This window comes from Heyndrickxia coagulans DSM 1 = ATCC 7050 (assembly GCF_000290615.1).
Classification (GTDB): Bacteria; Bacillota; Bacilli; order Bacillales; family Bacillaceae_C; genus Weizmannia; species Weizmannia coagulans.
Map to the genome: position 1 here is coordinate 1 of NZ_ALAS01000255.1, position 17,393 is coordinate 17,393.

13 protein-coding genes, 4 pseudogenes and 1 riboswitch are annotated in these 17,393 nt (G+C 46.8%); of the genes and pseudogenes, 11 read left to right on the plus strand and 6 right to left on the minus strand.

The window, feature by feature from the left end; all coding sequences use genetic code 11:
- Positions 1 to 455: 455 nt before the first annotated feature.
- Together IC21_RS17435 and IC21_RS13780 are read left to right on the plus strand one after the other, a co-directional pair.
- The gene (locus IC21_RS17435; RefSeq protein ID WP_029143058.1) at positions 456 to 1,097 is read left to right on the plus strand and encodes a hypothetical protein; all 642 of its coding nucleotides are present in this window, start codon (positions 456 to 458) and stop codon (positions 1,095 to 1,097) included.
- A gap of 185 nt (positions 1,098 to 1,282) precedes the next feature.
- Positions 1,283 to 2,971 (plus strand): hypothetical protein, encoded by a 1,689-nt coding sequence (locus IC21_RS13780; RefSeq protein ID WP_029143059.1) that lies wholly within the window; start codon positions 1,283 to 1,285, stop codon positions 2,969 to 2,971.
- On the opposite strand, the gene IC21_RS13785 is transcribed toward IC21_RS13780, so the two are convergent.
- Positions 2,930 to 3,355 carry a hypothetical protein gene (locus IC21_RS13785; RefSeq protein WP_029143060.1) on the minus strand — a complete coding sequence of 142 codons (426 nt, stop codon included), beginning with the start codon at positions 3,353 to 3,355 and terminating at the stop codon, positions 2,930 to 2,932. The genes IC21_RS13780 and IC21_RS13785 overlap by 42 nt on opposite strands.
- A gap of 38 nt (positions 3,356 to 3,393) precedes the next feature.
- Positions 3,394 to 4,875: a DASS family sodium-coupled anion symporter gene (locus IC21_RS13790; protein ID WP_035181036.1), complete on the minus strand. Its 1,482-nt coding sequence runs from the start codon at positions 4,873 to 4,875 to the stop codon at positions 3,394 to 3,396.
- A gap of 357 nt (positions 4,876 to 5,232) precedes the next feature.
- Here IC21_RS13790 and IC21_RS16785 point away from each other — a divergent pair, with 357 nt between their 5' ends.
- Together IC21_RS16785 and IC21_RS16790 are read left to right on the plus strand one after the other, a co-directional pair.
- Positions 5,233 to 5,388, plus strand: a complete 156-nt coding sequence (locus IC21_RS16785) for a hypothetical protein (RefSeq protein WP_013860619.1) — start codon at positions 5,233 to 5,235, stop codon at positions 5,386 to 5,388.
- Positions 5,357 to 5,628, plus strand: a pseudogene (locus IC21_RS16790) (ISLre2 family transposase); the annotation flags it as partial. The gene IC21_RS16785 and the pseudogene IC21_RS16790, both read left to right, overlap by 32 nt.
- 240 nt (positions 5,629 to 5,868) lie before the next feature.
- On the opposite strand, the pseudogene IC21_RS16795 reads toward IC21_RS16790, so the two are convergent.
- Positions 5,869 to 5,952 (minus strand): annotated as a pseudogene (locus IC21_RS16795) (DNA-binding response regulator); the annotation flags it as partial.
- Positions 5,953 to 6,176: 224 nt separating this feature from the next.
- Here IC21_RS16795 and IC21_RS13800 point away from each other — a divergent pair.
- Entirely contained in the window at positions 6,177 to 7,394 is a 1,218-nt protein-coding gene (locus IC21_RS13800; protein WP_029143104.1) for an MFS transporter, read from the plus strand.
- Between the two features lie 21 nt (positions 7,395 to 7,415).
- Positions 7,416 to 9,131, plus strand: a complete 1,716-nt coding sequence (locus IC21_RS13805) for an ABC transporter ATP-binding protein (RefSeq protein ID WP_029143105.1) — start codon at positions 7,416 to 7,418, stop codon at positions 9,129 to 9,131.
- Between the two features lie 144 nt (positions 9,132 to 9,275).
- Here the strand turns inward: IC21_RS13805 and IC21_RS13810 are convergent, their stop codons facing one another.
- The gene (locus tag IC21_RS13810; RefSeq protein ID WP_029143007.1) at positions 9,276 to 9,671 is read right to left on the minus strand and encodes a coiled-coil domain-containing protein; all 396 of its coding nucleotides are present in this window, start codon (positions 9,669 to 9,671) and stop codon (positions 9,276 to 9,278) included.
- 259 nt (positions 9,672 to 9,930) lie between these two features.
- A riboswitch (purine riboswitch) is annotated at positions 9,931 to 10,032 on the plus strand.
- A gap of 131 nt (positions 10,033 to 10,163) precedes the next feature.
- On the opposite strand from IC21_RS13810, the gene IC21_RS13815 reads away from it, so the two are divergent.
- From IC21_RS13815 to IC21_RS13825, 3 genes are all read left to right on the plus strand, one after another.
- Entirely contained in the window at positions 10,164 to 11,492 is a 1,329-nt protein-coding gene (locus tag IC21_RS13815; RefSeq protein WP_029143008.1) for an NCS2 family permease, read from the plus strand.
- 116 nt (positions 11,493 to 11,608) lie between these two features.
- The gene (gene glcT, locus IC21_RS13820) at positions 11,609 to 12,454 is read left to right on the plus strand and encodes a glucose PTS transporter transcription antiterminator GlcT (RefSeq protein WP_017551443.1); all 846 of its coding nucleotides are present in this window, start codon (positions 11,609 to 11,611) and stop codon (positions 12,452 to 12,454) included.
- Between the two features lie 409 nt (positions 12,455 to 12,863).
- Positions 12,864 to 14,843: a beta-glucoside-specific PTS transporter subunit IIABC gene (locus IC21_RS13825; protein WP_029143009.1), complete on the plus strand. Its 1,980-nt coding sequence runs from the start codon at positions 12,864 to 12,866 to the stop codon at positions 14,841 to 14,843.
- Positions 14,844 to 15,020: 177 nt separating this feature from the next.
- Here IC21_RS13825 and IC21_RS13830 read toward each other — a convergent pair whose 3' ends face one another.
- Together IC21_RS13830 and IC21_RS16450 are read right to left on the minus strand one after the other, a co-directional pair.
- Positions 15,021 to 16,271, minus strand: coding sequence for a dicarboxylate/amino acid:cation symporter (locus IC21_RS13830; RefSeq protein ID WP_029143010.1), 1,251 nt, complete (start codon positions 16,269 to 16,271; stop codon positions 15,021 to 15,023).
- A gap of 179 nt (positions 16,272 to 16,450) precedes the next feature.
- Positions 16,451 to 16,591, minus strand: coding sequence for a ribbon-helix-helix domain-containing protein (locus tag IC21_RS16450; protein WP_013860635.1), 141 nt, complete (start codon positions 16,589 to 16,591; stop codon positions 16,451 to 16,453).
- Positions 16,592 to 16,678: 87 nt separating this feature from the next.
- On the opposite strand from IC21_RS16450, the pseudogene IC21_RS16455 reads away from it, so the two are divergent.
- A pseudogene (locus IC21_RS16455) lies at positions 16,679 to 16,780 on the plus strand (helix-turn-helix domain-containing protein); the annotation flags it as partial.
- Between the two features lie 143 nt (positions 16,781 to 16,923).
- Positions 16,924 to 17,310 (plus strand): annotated as a pseudogene (locus IC21_RS13835) (RNA-guided endonuclease TnpB family protein); the annotation flags it as partial.
- Positions 17,311 to 17,393 lie beyond the last annotated feature (83 nt).

Sequence of the window (17,393 nt, forward strand, 5' to 3'; positions counted from 1 at the left end):
CACATACAAGTCATGATGGCTTCTTTTAAAACATCCAAATTTAGGTTAAACTGTAAGTGAGTCATTTTATCTCCTCTTTTCATTGTTTATCGTCGTTGAAAACAGTGTTGCCAAGAGTTGATAAAATGACTCCTTCTTTTTACACAATTATACGGACTTAATCCGTCTACGTTAAGGAAGCTTGAAAAAAAGACGAACTTCCTTCACGTAGAGCCCGCCTACGTTAAGGAAACGCGCAAAACGACGGCCTTTCTTCACATAGAGCGCGTCTATGTTAAGGAATAATGAACAAAATATTGCCGTTCTGTTGCCTGCCGCAAAAGTAGTTCTCATGCAAATGGATGCTCGGGCTTGATGTAAAAACTTAAGTTCAATTTATATAACGGTGGGCCGGGTTTGAAGCGAAGCCACGAAGGGGAAAATAATGGAAAGTACCCTGAATGTGGAGGTTGACGATGAATCTATTAAAAAAAGCACACCCGGAAGGTTGGCTCATTTTGCTTGGTGCAATTTTGATGCTTGTCGCTACGATTTTGCATCCGCCACTTGTCGACCCTTATGACCTTCAAAAAGCTTATCACGCGTTCAAGCATGCACAGTTTTGGATAGGCGACCATATCCTCATGCTCATTGCGATCAGCTTGTGGCTGGCCGGGCTTGCTGCAAGTAAAACATACATGGCAAGGAACAATAAAACTGCTGATTTTGGCGCAGGGATGATATTTGTGGCACTAGCGGTCTGGATATTGATCCTTGCTTCGGAATTAACCATTCTCCCGATCCTCGGAAACAAAGGCACAGATGTCAAAGTGTGGGAAGCGGTTTTTTCCTTCGGGTTGTTGTCCGGCTATTTCGGTTTTGCCTGCAGCTGGATCGGCATTTTCTGCTACGGTATGACGATGAAACAGGCTGGCGGCACCTTTCCGAAATGGTTTTCTGCCTCTGCCCGATGGTCCGGTCTGCTCGCCTTTTTCGGCATCATCATCACGTGTCTGCATTTTGACTTCGGCTATTTCGTGATTCCGGTTACGGTAGGACCGGTCTTTTTATGGACGATTTGGCTGGCTGTTTTACTGCTGTCGGGCCGCATGGATTGAGTGTCGGTTTTTTGCCTGTACTGCACGAGATCCATTTTGCGATCAGAAGCGGAAAACAGAGGGACTTAAAACTGGAGATTTACAACATCCGTCTCGAAATTCCTCCCCCGCATGCCATCCATCTTCTATTTTAATGAAACTTCTTTTCTGGTTTTTCGTATAGATGATCAGAAAGGGTGGTTGATGTGGGGTTACTCATCATGTTTACGGCCATTTTTGCGATGGTTGCCGCGGTGCTGGTATTTCCTTTTTCAGATAAAAAATTGAAACATGCCGGCGAGCCGCAAAGTGGAGAAAAATTGAAGACATTTTTATCTTTATTTCTGTTGCTGTGGGTACTTTCTGCTGTTTTTTTCTACGTGACGAAAAGGGATTTAAATCCATCCGTTTTCTGGCCGGCACTGTTTTTTGCTTCTCTTGCCGGTGCTTTTCTCGCCAGTGGAAAAGAACAGTTCGCAAAGGGGCTCGTTTTGCTCGTTTCCTTGGGCATCGCCGGGTATATGCTGACAGCGCCGCTTTGGAATGCCGGGGAAAAATATCACACAGCGAAAATGGCGCAAAAAACGGAAATTGAGCCGTTTGATGAGCGGGAAACACCGGCGAGCGTGCCGCCGAAGTTTGCGCGCAATAAAATGAAGAAGTCATTCGGCCAGGTTCCGAATGCAAGTTATTACCAGTTGGGAAATCTGCAAATCCAGAAAGTGAACGGCAAATACGTTTATATTGCGCCGGTGGAATTTTCCGGATTTTTTAAATGGCTAAAAGGCAGGGAAACACCCGGATATTTTGTGATGAGCGCAACAGATGCGGATGACAATCCAAAATTTGTAAAGCAAAATATGCGCTATACGCCTTCTTCTTTCTTACAGAAGAACCTGTCCCGCCACATTCGCCTCCATTATCCGAAAAAGATTTTTTACGGCGAGCCGCAAGTGGAAGTGGATGATCACGGCAAATCGTATTATATCCGGACTTACGGCCATTTTATATCGGCAAGGAACGGATTTAAGGCGGAAGGCATTGTACTTGTGGATCCGGAATCAGGGGCCATGAAGTCCTATTCTTTAAAACAGGCGCCTGCTTTTATTGACGGTGCTGTTTCTCCGGAAGCCGTCAGCCTGCAAAACAGTTATTTCGGCAAATTTGTCCACGGTTACTGGAACACGCTGTTCGGCAAGCGGGATGTGAAGCTCCCGACGGATGAAGGAACGGAAGCAAATGTCAGCCCGATTTTTAATGATAAGGGGACGATGTATTATTTTACCGATTTTACGAGCCCGAAAAAAGATGTGGACTCGATGCTCGGCTATTCGCTCACAAATGCGCGGACCGGGAAGGCCACATATTATACAGGCAATTTGCAGGAATCGTATATGGATTCGCAAGGCAATTTGCAAATTGTCGAGAAAAAATTTATCGAGAAGAAATGGAAAGGCTCGATGCCGATTTTGTACAATTTTTACGGCGAAGCCAGCTGGCTGACGCCTGTGCTCGATTCCAACGGTTTTCTGCAGACGTATTTTATCGTTTCCGCGGCCAATCCGGAAATCTCGGTGAATGCTTCGACACCCGATGCTGCGCTTAAGTTGTATAAAATTGCCCTCCGGCACGGCGGCAGCAGTGTTGACGGCTCATCGGGTTCGGAAACGAAAACCGTTTCCGGCAAGGTGCTCCGTGTTTATAAAGAGAAAACGGGCGATTATACCAATGTCTCCTTCCTGCTTGCTAGCGGACAAAACTTTACCGTCAGCTCGGATACCGTCCCAATGGCCATTTATTTGAAAGAAGGAGACCAGGTGAAGGTGACTTACCTCAGTACCGGCGAAACCTTTTTACCGGTGAAGGCAATGGAGATAAAGGGGATTGGAAAGTAAAAGCAGAACAGGGGCCGGGAAACCCCTGTTCTTTTTAGGCGTAAAATGAGCCGCGCGGCCGTTCATGGCCCGGATGCAGGCCCACACATGTACCAAATACTGGTTTTTGCTGACATGGTACGGCAGCCGGTTTTTGTGCGTTTTTTGCACGAGATCATGGTAAAGTGCAAATAACGCCGGGCCGGATGCAGGGTGCTTTCGGGCTTTCCGGTAATAACGCTGTTGCTCAAGCCGGTCTGTTTTTTCATCATAATAATGTGTGCCATCCGCCTGCATCTTTCCTTTATTCTCCGACAAAATCTTTTTGAACCGGGCAGTGCCGTATTCATACCATGCCTGGTTATTCCTGATTTTTTCCAAAATGATATCCCGGTTGCTGTCCATTAAACCATCCCCATTTGCCTTTATATCAAAGAGCCTGTTTACAGCAATCCGACCCATTTCCAGTATGTCATGCTGAACAATAAGACTAATAGATAACCGATAATAGTCAACGGCAGGCCTGATTTCAGAAAATCTTTTGCCGTAAAAGCGCCTGTCCCGTATGCAAGCATGGCTTGCGGCGAGTTGACCGGGAGCAGGAAACCGATGCTGATGACAAATTGCTGGATCAGGACAAATCCGATCCGGTTGTCACCCAGATGGATCGTGGAGGTGAGTGCAATAAAGATCGGAATCAGTGCTGAAGACAGGCTAGTCGCACTCGCAAAGCCGAGATGAATCAGGATAGTGAACAAAGCTACAAGGGCAATCGTAGCGATGAGCGGCATCGTTTCCAGACCGAGCGAGCCGAATATTTTGTTAGACAGCCACTGTGCCCCGCGGGTATCCAACAAAACCGTACCGAGCGAAATGCCGACAGCAAACACGATCACGGTTCCCCACGGAATGAGATGCTCAACTGTTTTCCAATCAAAAACCCCGATCTTTGGTGCCAGTAAAATCCCAATCGCAACAATTGTTACAGTGGTCGTATCAAAAGGATGAAGTTTTCCTTCCGTCGTCCAGAAAAGCAATAAAAGCAGGGAAATCACGATTAAACGGATCTCAGAAGCTTTTAAATGGCCGAGTTCTTTTAATTGGTTTTCGATTAAATCTTTTCCTGCCTCAAGGGCTTTTGTTTCCGGCTTGATTAAGTGGGTCATCACGAAAAACAAAAGGATGGACATGATGATTGCCCACGGAGCGGCATATAAAAACCAGGAACTCCATGTAATGTCTGTTTCAAATTCTTTTTGAATAAACCCGAGTGCGACCATATTTTGGGCGGCCGCCGTTTTGATGCCGATGTTCCAAATGGAAACTGCCTGTACGGAAGTAATCACCAGCAATGCGCCGAGTTTGCTGTTGTTCGGCAGCCCGAATGCAGCCACCATTCCGAGTAAAATCGGGACCACGGCACCGGCACGGGCAGTGGCGCTCGGGACAAAAAATGCCAATACGATGGAAACAAGGATCGCGCCAAAGACGAGGTTGCTCGTTTTCGTGCCGACACGGGACAAGATCCAGAGGGCAAGCCGTTTATGAAGATTGGTTACCTGCATGGCAGCAGCCAGAAATAAGGCAGCGGCCACAAGAGCAACGGCAGAGCTGCTGAATCCGCTGAGAGCCATGGCCAGGGCATTGCCTGTTCCCGTCATTTGTGCAGGATCCTGGATACTTGGCGCAAGCCCGATCAAGAGTGCAATTAACCCGACAATCATGGCGGCGCTGACCTGATAGGAAACGGCTTCCGTCACCCATAAAATCAGGGCGAAGGCAAGGATGGCGAGTGCACGTTGGCCGGCTACCGGCAGGCCTTTCGTATGCGGGAGAAGCGTAATCGCAATCAGAGCGGCAAAAGCAGTAGCGATCCAAACCCATTGCCATTTCATCTTCTTCGTTTGCTGGTTGGCAGCATTCATTTTGACCCCTCCCTTTTGAATTCTTCCAAATATTTATCCTACTTTAATTGTATCAAAGCGATACGGGAGAAAATGTTAAAGATTGGTGTATTTTTGCAAGCGGTTCCGTAGATTTCAGCAGGATGCATAAAATAGGAAATTTCTAAGCACTCAGGTGGATATAAAAGGAGACGAATATTTATGGGACCATTTACAGGGAGAAGATTAAAAGAAACAGGGAAGAAAACCAGCCCGGCCCGGTTTAAACATTGTATGTGTAAAATTTTACTCGCAGGGGCAGATGAGTGGAAAAAATAGGAAGACACTCTATCATCTAAATGTACACCATGAAATGAACATCTAGAGAGAGGTCTTCCCATGGATATTATATCAATAATTGCTGGATTATTAAAGGATACAAAGAGTCTTATTGAATTTGAAGAACAGGTTAAAATTCTGATGCAAAAAGTTTTTACACAATGGGTTGGGGACGTATTTGAGAAGAATGAAGAAAAAGGGGATGCATTGGAGTAAAGCTGGCGCCGAAGCCATGGTAAAGGTGAGCTTAACGGGACATTGCAGGAAACCTATCTGAAACACCGTTCAAGAAGCGCGAGAAAGCAACGGAGCTTGCAACAATCCATCAGGATGTCTCAACGATTCAAGCAGCCTGTACGCCCGTCAATCGGCGTAAAGCACGGATCAGTTTCCCTGCATTCAAGCCGTTCATCGGCAATGGGGCATTTAAGCAAAATAGTAGAGCTTTCGTTTTAAGCCTGGTATGTGGGGGACTGATCGTTGAGGCGCGCGAAATTTACGAGACTCCTGCGGGAAAAGCGAGCCAGGAGAGACCCCGCAGCGAGGTACGAGCGAGGAGGCTCGCTGGCCGCCCGCGGAAAGCGAGTGAATTTCGCGCGCATCAACACCCCCGTTATCAATCTATACGAAAGTGTACAAAAAGAGTGTCTTGGAATCCCGATATTTAAACCTTATCGAGAAAAACTTGACACATACCTCTTCGTATGACGATAAAATGATTTTTAACCCTTCGCGTATAAAGGAATTGTCATCGGCAATCACAATTTTAATTTTATCCATCCTTTTCCCTCTGGCCCCGCCTTTTCTTCTTTCCATTATAGCTGAATTGCACCCGGCATACATTCTGTTTTTTATCTTTCCGCTTTGTTCTTTCTATTTTGCGGGCGCATTCTTTGCGGCATGGGCGTGTGGGATTGAATGATTGGAACAGAAAGAAAAAAAGGTTATGATAGATAGTATGGTACGGAATTTTTGGAATTTGCAGCAAAGGGGTTTGTGCAGACATGAAATACATCGAGCAAGGGACAAGAAAATTCCGCCTGGCAAATCTTGCGCTATTTGCCGGGGGATTCAATACGTTTGCGATTCTCTGGGGGATGCAGCCGCTTCTGCCGGATATTGCCAGGCAGTTTCACCTGTCGCCGACAATGTCGAGCCTGAGCCTGTCTTCTACCACCGTAACGCTTTCCGTGAGCATGCTGATTGCCGGATCGTTGTCGGAAGTGTTCGGGCGAAAATCCGTGATGTCTTTTTCACTGATTGCTTCGTCTGCCCTCTGCATCCTGACCGCTTTTGCCCCGACTTATCATTTGCTGATTGTCTGCCGGGTGCTGCAGGGCCTTGTGCTTGCCGGGCTGCCGGCTGTTGCCATGGCATACCTGGGGGAAGAGATTTTGCCGTCAAGCCTCGGACTTGCGATGGGGTTATATATCAGCGGGAATTCGATCGGGGGCATGGCAGGGCGGATCATCTGCGGAACTTTGACCGACTTTTTCAATTGGCATGTGGCGCTGGCGTCGATCGGGGTGATCAGCCTGCTCGCAAGCATCCTGTTCTGGGCCGTGCTGCCGCCGTCTTCCCACTTTACTGCCCGGAAGTTTGAAATCGGGAAACTGGCGGGAAGCCTTGTCCGCCAGCTTGCGGAACCGGGCCTGATTTATTTGTTTTTGATTGGATTTTTATTAATGGGGAGCTTTGTTTCGCTGTATAATTACATCGGATTCCAGCTAATTGCGCCGCCGTATTCGCTGAGCCAGACGGTCGTCGGCTTCATTTTTATCGTCTACCTTGTCGGTACATTCAGCTCGGCATGGATGGGGATGCTTGCGGACCGGCACGGCAGGCGGAAAATTTTGCAGCTTTCGCTCCTTATTGTGCTCCTGGGGGCCTCGATTACGCTTGTTCCATCTTTATGGCTGAAAATTTTTGGCATTGCCGTGTTCACATTCGGCTTTTTTGCCGGCCATTCGATCGCAAGCGGCTGGGTTGGCCGCCTTTCCTCCCATGATAAAGCGCAGGCTTCCGGATTGTACTTATTCTTTTATTATATCGGCTCGAGCATCGGCGGGACAGTCGGGGGCGTGTTCTACAGCCGGCTCGGATGGAACGGGGTTGTGCTGATGATCGCTGCGCTGACGGTGCTGGCCATTGTGTTTTCAGTCCGGCTGGCCGTGATTGCAAAGAGAAAATGGCTTGTTTCTACACGGAATGCTTCCAACTAATTTTTTGACAGGAGGGGACATATGTTACGCCGCTTTTTTTCCTATTATTTGCCGCATAAAAAGCTGTTTATTCTGGATTTTACGAGCGCGGTGATTGTCGCTGTTTTTGAACTGGCCTTTCCGCTTTGTGTCCAGTGGTTTATTGACACCCTGCTGCCGAGCGGAAAATGGGCAACGATTACGAGCGTCAGCATCGCGCTGCTTTTCCTCTATTTGATCAGCACATATTTGCAGTACATCGTCACCTACTGGGGGCATCAGCTCGGCATCAATATTGAAACGGATATGCGCAAAGAATTGTTTGTACACGTGCAGCGGCAGTCTTTTTCATTTTTTGATAATGTGAAAACCGGCCACGTCATGAGCAGGATCACAAACGATCTTTTTGACATCGGCGAACTTGCCCACCACGGTCCGGAAGATGCTTTTATTGCCGTCATGACGTTTCTCGGCGCGTTTTGCATTATGTTTATGGTCAATGCCAAACTGGCTTTTGTCACCCTTATTATTGTGCCGTTTTTGGTCTGGATCATCACGTATTGCAATATGAAAATGAACGAGGCATGGGGCAAAATGTACGGCGAGATTGCCGAAGTGAATGCGCGTGTCGAGGACAGTGTGGCAGGGGTCCGCGTCGTCCAGTCATTTACGAATGAAAATTATGAAATCACGCAGTTCCAGAAAAATAACAAACGGTTCCGGAAAGCGAAATTGCTTGCGTATAAAACGATGGCGCTGACCAATTCCAGCACGTATATGATGAGCCGGCTGATCGTCCTTGCCGTCCTTGTATACGGGGCATGGCTGGTATACAGCGGGGAATTGAAATACGGCGAGCTGGTCGGCTTTGTGCTGTATGTGAATGTGCTGTTCAAGCCGATTGATAAAATCAGTGCGATCATGGAGCTGTATCCGAAAGGGATGGCCGGGTTTAAACGGTTTACGGAATTACTGGACCGCACGCCGGACGTCCGGGACAGGGAAAATGCGGTCGAAGTTCCGGTGTTAAACGGCAACATCGCGTTCAACAATGTCAGCTTCGCTTATCCGGGCGGCCAGCCTGTGTTAAAGGGGCTGAATCTCAAAATTCGCGCCGGGGAGACGGTTGCATTTGTCGGGCCTTCGGGTGCAGGGAAAACGACCATCTGCTCCCTGATCCCGCGCTTTTACGATGTGGACAGCGGCAGCATTGCCATTGACGGCATGGATATCCGCAATATGACGAAAAAATCGCTCCGCTCGCAGATTGGCATTGTCCAGCAGGATGTCTTTCTTTTTGCCGGCACCATCCGCGAAAACATTGCGTATGGAAAATTGGATGCTACAGATGAAGAAATTGAAGAAGCAGCCCGGCGCGCCCATTTGGAAGAGGTCATCCGTGCGCTTCCTGGCGGGTTTGATACGCAAATCGGCGAACGCGGCCTTAAGCTTTCCGGCGGGCAAAAGCAGCGGCTGGCGATTGCGCGCATGTTTTTGAAAAACCCGCCCATCTTAATCCTGGATGAGGCTACATCTGCCCTTGATACGGAAACCGAAAGGCAAATCCAGGCGGCATTGGATGAACTGGCAAAAGACCGGACAACGCTTGTCATTGCGCACCGGCTGGCGACCATTCGCAATGCTGACCGGATTGTTGTTGTCACCAGGGACGGGATTGCCGAACAAGGGCGCCATGATGAGCTCCTTACCCGCGGGGGGATTTTTGCAAAACTGCACGAGGCCCAGTACCAGCAGTAGATCCGGCCCGCCTTTGGGCACGGGGTTTTTAAAGGAAAAAGGAGGTGTCCTGCCTGCCGGCATGGTTCCTTCTGTGTGAAATGGCGGGGTTTTTGAAAAAAGAAAAAACGCAGGCGATCCGCTGCGCAAAAATGGGGCTTCTTATCAGACTTTTTTCAAGCGGCGGATATCCGCTTTGACATTCATGATATCTTCGAATAAGACATCCATTTTATCATCCAGCCTGCCATAATTGCTGTCAAGGCTGCTTATATCTTTTTTCATGTCTGCGATATCCTGTTTTACTTCCGCCATCTCGCTTTTCAGGGAAGCGACATCCTGTTTCAGCCCTGCAACATCCTGTTTCAGCCCTGCAACATCCTGTTTCAGCCCTGCAACATCTTCTTTTAGCCCTGCAACATCTTCTTTTAGCCCTGCAACATCCTGTTTCAGCCCGGCGATGTCCGTTTTCATTTCTTTCATCTCTGCCTTCATTGAAAGGACTTCGCCGGACAGTTCTTTGATGGCCGTAAGCAGCATTTCGTTTGTGACTTCCGCCATTTTTCCGCCTCCTTTGTCGAATATATGCTTATTCTAAGGGATGATGCCCTGTCCTGCAACTGGCGAAAAGCAAAAAATAGGGCCTGCTATTGCGTGAATCGGGGGCGGATAACTGAAAAACCGGTTCCCTGCCAGCCCGAAAATTTTATTTTCAACAAAAAAGCGGCCCGCAAATGAACGAATGTTAACCCGAAACAAGAAGAAAATGTTCGTGTTTTCTATTGACTTCTTTTCATTTTCCCGTTACAATCAATCTTGTCAATTTACTATGCAATACCATCGTATATATTCAGGGATATGGCCTGAACGTTTCTACCAAGCTGCCGTAAATAGCTTGACTACGAGGTAATGAGATAGAGTCAGAGGGCAATCGTATAAAAATAGCAACCTTTGCCCCTCCTCATTCCTTAAGTCTAGCGTTTCGGGCGTTTACGTTCGGAACGTTTTTCTGTTATGGCGATTTGGGAAATTCCACAGGAGGGATAAGGCAAAATGAAGAACTATTTTGAGTTTGAAAAACTGGGGACAAGCTACCGCCAGGAATTTATCGGGGGACTGACAACCTTTTTGGCAATGGCCTATATTTTAGCCGTAAACCCGCTGACATTATCGCTTGCCAGCGTAAAGGGGCTTCCGGATTCTATGCATATGGACCAGGGGGCTGTATTTGTGGCCACCGCAATTGCTTCCGCGATCGGTTCGATTGTGATGGGGCTTTTCGGGAAATATCCGCTCGCGCTTGCTCCCGGCATGGGACTGAATGCCTTTTTTGCTTATACGGTTGTCCTGAGCTACAAAATTCCCTGGCAGCACGCACTCGCCGCTGTCTTTATTTCCGGCGTTTTCTTCTTTCTGCTCACACTGACGGGCATTCGCGAAAAATTGATTAACGCCATTCCGGTTCAGTTAAAACACGCGATCGGCGCAGGCATCGGCCTGTTCATTACGTTTATCGGGCTGAAAGATGCCGGTATTATTGTCGGTGATAATGCAACGTTTGTCACTTTGGGGGATTTGTCAAAAGGCCCTGTTCTGCTCTCCATTTTCGGGATTGTTGTGACTGTTATCCTGATGACAAGAGGGATAAAAGGTTCCGTTTTTTACGGCATTATCCTTACAAGTATTGTTGGCATGATTTTTGGATTGCTGAAGGTGCCACATCAAGTCGTCAGTCCGGTTCCGAGTTTAAGCCCGACGTTCGGCGCGTTGTTCAGTTCATTCGGGGATTCATCATTCTGGACAGCGCAAATGATTGGCGCCATTTTAACATTCTTCTTTGTTGACTTTTTTGATAATGCCGGAACGCTTGTGGCGGTTGCAAACCAGGCAGGGCTCATGAAAGACAACAAACTGCCTAATGCAGGCCGGGCGCTTTTGTCAGATTCCATTGCGACCATCATCGGGTCTGTGCTCGGGACTTCGACGGTAACATCCTTTGTTGAATCTTCGTCAGGGGTTGCCGCAGGGGCAAGAACCGGATTTGCTTCTCTTGTCACGGCCTGTTTCTTTATTCTATCAATCTTTTTCTTCCCGCTTTTGTCGGTCATTACTTCAAACGTCACAGCACCGGCGCTGATCATTGTCGGTGTGCTGATGGTATCGAACTTGCGGCATATTGAATGGGATAAATTCGAAATTGCCGTCCCGGCTTTCCTTACATTGATTACCATGCCGCTCACTTACAGCATCGCAACCGGGATTGCCATTGGTTTCATCTTTTATCCGATTACGATGATTGTAAAAGGAAGAATCAAAGAAATCCATCCGGTCATGTATTTCTTCTTTGTCGTCTTCTTATTGTATTTTATTTTCTTAAAATAGTGCCGAAAAAAACTTGCAGAGCGCGCTCTGCAAGTTTTTTTTCGGCAGCAGAAATTGAAAAACCGGTGCATTTCATTTAAACTAATCGTATTGCACTATAGCCGAGGGGGATTGAAATGGAAGCTTTTATCGTCAAAAAGGTTTTAAACAATAATGTACTTGTTGCCTCCCACCCCCGCTATGAAGAAACGGTGTTGATCGGAAAGGGGATTGGTTTTAACCGGAAAAAAGGGGAGGCCATCCCGCAGGCATCGGCTGAAAAAATGTTTGTGCTGAAGAACGAAACAGAACAGGAACAGTATATGAAGCTGATTCCTTCTATTGATAATCAAACCCTTGAAGTGGTCATTTCGGCCATTGAGATGATCCGCAGCCGGGCTGATTCTCCTTTAAATGAACATATCCATGTTGCCTTGACAGACCATATTGCTTTTGCGATCAACCGGATCCGGAAAGGGCTGGCTGTCAAAAATCCGTTCGTTGCCGAAACGAAAATTCTCTATCCGCGCGAATACGAAATTGCCCGCGAAGTAGTGGATTATATCAATGAAGCAACGGACGTCTATTTGCCGGAAGGGGAAGCCGGGTTTATTGCCCTGCACATCCACAGTGCTGTTACGGATAAGCAGCTTTCTGAATTAAGCCGGCATTCCCATCTGATCGGGCAGCTCATTTCCACCGTTGAGCATGAATTTAAAATGACTTTTGACAAAGACAGCATTCATTATATGCGCCTTGTCCGCCATTTGCGCTATACCATTGACCGCGTGCTGACGGGGGAAAAAGTGGAGGAGCCCGAGAAATTGAATCATTTCCTGCAACAGGAATACCCGCGGTGTTATAACCTGTCGTGGAAATTGATCAAAATCATGCAGCAAGCATTACAGAAACCGGTGTACGATGCAGAAGCCGTTTACCTGACGATGCACCTGCAGCGGATCCAATCCAAAATAGAATCATAAAAGGCCTCCTGATTATACATGGCATGCGTGATGAAAGGCTAAATAATGCCAAAACGCCGTCATTGTTCATGTCGGGATGCCAAATGCTTTTTTAATTTTTTTCTTGCAACTGGGATGCCTGCGGTGCTATAATTTGTCATGGAAATTGTGAATGATGCAGCAAACAGGAAAAACCGGTGTACGATGCAGCAGCCTTTATCCGGTAGCATGCGTCTGAAACGGGTTCCACATTAAAAATTAATCAAATGTTATCATAACGTGTTACTGATTCGATCAGGCATGAGTGAAAAAGATGCCGGGAGTGGCAGCCGCCACGGCCTTCCCGCTTTTTCCTCATGCCTTTTTATTTTCCCGGGGAATTGCTGCACGTCTGTTTCCGGAAACCATCATGATTTGAGGAGGATTTTGCATGGCAAAGAAAGATTACGCACAGCTTGCTCGCGATATTGTGGAAAATGTCGGAGGGCCTGATAATGTAAAGTCGCTTGTGCACTGTGCCACCCGTTTGCGCTTCCGGTTAAAAGATACAGGCAAGGCAAACAAAGAAACGCTGGAAAGCTTGCCAAATGTCCTTACGGCGGTGAATGCAGGCGGACAGTACCAGGTCGTGATCGGGGATGAGGTCGTTCCAGTTTATAACGCCATTATGGATGAGTATCATTTTACGGCTTCCGATGCGGGGGTTGAAAACGATGCGGCGGCGGAAGAAAGCGAAGAAAAAGGCAATGTTTTCGACCGCTTTGTGGCAGTGCTTTCCGGTATTTTCACACCGTTTATCTCCGTCCTGGCCGGTGCCGGTGTTTTAAAAGGCGTTGCCATCCTTTTGGCAAATACCCATATCGTGTCCGAATCATCCGCCTGGTACAGCATCTTGGACGCGCTCGCAACCGGCGTGTTTACATTGCTGCCGATTTTTATTGCAATTACGGCGGCGGATAAGTTTAATACAAACCGGTTTATCTCTGTTGCACTTGCTGCCGCGATGATTTACCCGCTGACAGACAGCAGCATTCCGAAAATCGGCCACATTGCCGGGTACGCCATCAATTTTAAACAGTACGGCGGTGCGGTAATCCCGACCATTTTGGCTATTTGGATGATGAGTTATATTGAAAGATGGTTTAAGAAACATTTACCGGCTGTTGCCCAGCTTGTATTTGTGCCGTTTTTCACATTGCTTGTTGCCGGCGCCCTCACTTTTATCGTGATCGGCCCATTAGGCAATGCGATCGGCATGGGCCTTGCTTACGGCTATCAATACTTGTACAGCTTGAGCCCTGCTGTTGCCGGATTTATTCTGGCCGGGCTGTTCCAGGTGTTTGTCGTCTTCGGGCTGCACTGGGGAATTTTGCCGATCTCACTGATTAACATTCAAAACTACGGTTATGATACGCTGCTGGCGATGATGTTTGTTGCCGTCTTCGGACAGTTCGGTGCGGTGACAGGCGCGATTTTTAAAGCAAAAAAATCGAAAAACAGGGAAATCGCCGTTTCCGCTGCAATCAGTAACTTCTTTGGCATTACGGAGCCGGCGATATACGGCATCAATTTGAAATACAAAAAAGGTTTTATTTTCGGTTTGGCCGGCAGTGCGATCGGCGGCGCCATTGCCGGTTTTGCCGGTGTAAAAGCTTTCCAGTACACGCCGATTATGAATTTCTTTGAACTTCCGCTGTTTATCGGCAAAGGTTCAAGCGTTGCCATGGAAGTCGTTGCGGGTATTGCCGCATGGGCGATTGCATTCGTACTTGTATTGATTTTCGGTTTTAATGAAGAAAACAATGAAAAAATGCTCGCAAATGTCCAAATGGGCAAGAAAAGCCTGACGGAAAAGAAAACGACAGCTGTGGAAAGCAAGATGGAATCGGGACAAAAAGAACTGCCGAAAGTGGATACGGCCGGCATGGAACTGAACGAAATTGTCTATAATCCGGTAAAGGGCCGCGTTGTTCCGTTAACCTCTGTGAATGACCCTGTTTTCAGCTCGGAAGCGATGGGGAAAGGGGTTGGCGTTGTGCCGGAAGAAGGAAAAGTGGTAGCCCCGTTTGACGGGCAAGTATCCGTTGCTTTTCCGACCGGCCACGCATACGGCCTGCAATCCGACCGCGGAGCGGAAGTATTGATCCACGTCGGCATCGATACCGTCAACTTAAACGGGGAACACTTCCATTCCAATGTAAAATCCGGGGACCGCATCAGGAAGGGTGACGTACTCGGCACCTTTGACCCGGAAAAAATCAAAGAAGCCGGCTATGACACGACAACGATGGTGATCGTAACCAACACGATGGCATATGATGCAGTTGAACAAGCCGCAGTTGACGAAACATATGCGGACGAAGCTTTGCTGAATCTGTACAAAAAACAGGAAACAGCTGTGAAAAACTAATTTTGCGGGCAACCCTGAACAAAAAACCGCCGGGAAAATCATTTTCCCCGGCGGTTTTTCCATTTCCATTATGTTTTTTCTGAAACAGCGGTTCTTTTAAGAAACCGGCGGAAATCCGGCTCCTTCTCCGGCACTCCACGGCTTCCGCCTGAGAAACGGGCTGCCTGGTTCTTTCTTTTACTGCGTGCGGCTGAGCCAGTGTTTTCCTTCAACAAGCCGGGAAACGAGCATGGCGCTTACCGTGTTTCCGGTCGAATTTAAAAGCGTGGCCGGAACATCAATAATCGTACTAATTACTGCAATAATCGGAAGCGACTCCGGCGGGAATCCAAAAACGCTTAAAATCAGCATCTCCCCGATCATGCCGCCGCTTGGGATCGCCCCCATTACCGCGCCGACAAGAAATGCAACGGCAATGACAGCCAGCATATGGGGCAGGCTTGTCAAATCTTTCCCGAACAAGGTGAACAAAAAAACGATTTTCAGCACGCCGCCAAACACCGAGCCGTCCTTATGCGTGTTCGCGCCTAAAGGAATCACCGTTTCCGCGATGTCGGAAGGCACATGCATTTTTTGAACAGTTTCCAAATTAACCGGAATGCAGGCAGCACTTGAACAGGTAGCAATAGCCGTAACAGAAGGGGGGACCGCATTTTTCCAAAAAACTTTGATCCCCTCTGCCCCCCCGGCCATAAAGGCATATAAGGTAAAAAAGCCGAAAAAGTAAATGACCGTTAAGATCAGGTATAAACCAAACGAACGCGCATATCCTTCCAAAATTTGCGGGCCGAGTGTGCCGATGATGGAAGCGAAGTAACACCCGAGCCCGATTGGAGCATAATACATGATGATTTTAACAAATTTCATCATGACGGCTGTTCCCGATGCCAAAAAAGCAGCAACCGGCTTTCCTTTCTCCCCGGCCAATGTGGTAGCCAGGCCGAACAGAACGGAAAAAACAATCAGCTGAAGCATATTCGTTTTGCTAAATAAATTTGGAAAATCAGGCACTGTGAATGTTTGAACAAGCTGTTCGAGAAAAGACGGATTGGTGCCGCTTTGCCGGCTTCCGTCTGCTTTTGCCATCATCTGTTCTATGGCGGTTGTATCTGTATGCGCAAGCGGCTTGATGATGAAAGTGCCGCCAAAACCAATGATGGCTGCCAAGAGGGAAGTGCCAAGGAACACAAGAATGATGCTCCCTAAAATTTTGCCCAAACGGCCAAGGCCGGCCATATTTGCGATGGCAGAAGAAATGCTGAAAAACACAAGCGGAATAATAACTGTAAACATTAAATTTAAAAATAAATCCCCGAATGGTTTTACAACCTCTGCTTTTGAGCCTGCAACCACGCCCGCAATGCCGCCAATGATGATGGCAGCCAGCAATATGGCAGTGGATTTGTAATTGCGAAAAAATGTTTTCAAATTCAACCTCTCCTTAAACGGAAAATGCATTGTTCCCACATGTTTTATTTTCCGATGATAATAAAAAGAAGTCAATTTAACGGCTTTCCGAAAGAAGTCTCCCATCCTCAAGGAATGTGAAGGTGCGAATAGCACCAATGAGTAGGTGGGAGATGAATTTCGGTTGGCTTTAGCCAAAGTTATTTTTCCAATCCTTTTCTCAACAATTCTAAGATTGCGGCTGTTCTAGTTGGAATCCCATTTTCTTTTTGATATTGCTCCAATTTTTCTAATATCGTCTTAGGCATATGAATTTCTACACGTTCTTTCTCTTCTCTCATGATGATCACCTCATATTGATTGTACGGATTTTTTACAATATAATCAATATATACGAAATTTTTTCGCACAAAGTGAGGTGAATGGATATGGCCAAGCAAAACAAAGCTTTCAAGTTTCGTTTGTTACCAAACAAAGAACAATCCGCATTATTAGCTAAGACATTTGGTTGTGTTCGCTTTGTCTACAATAGAGCCTCTGCCAAAATAAAAATATACCCTTGAGCGAGGCTCTGGAAAATTAATTATCCCGATTTTTTTTTGCCTTTTCATCCAGATTTTCAATTTACATCCAGATTTTTAATTCAATAGAAGTAAAACGGTCATTTTTCTATAAGATGTTAGCTGAACGCAAAGAAACGTATGAAAAGTTCAAGGATGATAAAGAATCGCTTAAAAAGCAAAAGTTTCCGACTCCTGCAAAATATAAAAGTGAATTTCCATTCCTAAAAGAAGTGGATTCTTTAGCTTTGGCAAATGCACAAATGAACTTACAGACTGCTTATAAGAATTTCTTTGAAGGAAATGCGGATTTTCCAAAGTTCAAAAATCGTAAAGCAAAACAATCCTATACAACTAATATGGTCAACGGAAATATTAAGCTAGAAAATGGTCATATCAAACTGCCAAAAATCAAAAAGCCAATAAAAATGAAACAGCATAGAGAGATACCTGCTGATTATAAAATCAAATCTTGCACTATTTCTAAAACAAAGACTGGATTTAAGTCAATATTTTGGACACCAATAAGTGAAATTTAATTTTGATCTCATGCCATATTTTTCATGACATCGCTGGTCGCTTG